This is a genomic window from Paraburkholderia sp. BR10937 (assembly GCF_040965695.1).
Taxonomy (GTDB): domain Bacteria; phylum Pseudomonadota; class Gammaproteobacteria; order Burkholderiales; family Burkholderiaceae; genus Paraburkholderia.
This window is the reverse complement of the sequence record NZ_JBFRCL010000317.1, coordinates 1-215: the sequence shown is the minus strand read 5'-3', so window position 1 is coordinate 215 and position 215 is coordinate 1. Positions and strand designations below refer to the sequence as shown.

General features: G+C 54.4%; 1 rRNA gene. It reads right to left on the bottom strand.

Features of this window, described 5'->3' with window-relative positions:
* Window positions 1–215, bottom strand: a 23S ribosomal RNA gene (locus AB4Y44_RS43095); the annotation flags it as partial.

Here is a 215-nt window from a genome sequence, read left to right as displayed (position 1 = left end):
TTGGGCTTACGGCGAGGGGGCCTTTCACCCCCTTTATCGCTACTCATGTCAGCATTCGCACTTCCGATACCTCCAGCACGCTTTTCAACGCACCTTCGCAGGCTTACGGAACGCTCTCCTACCATGCACATAAATGTGCATCCGCAGCTTCGGTATATGGCTTAGCCCCGTTACATCTTCCGCGCAGGACGACTCGATCAGTGAGCTATTACGCT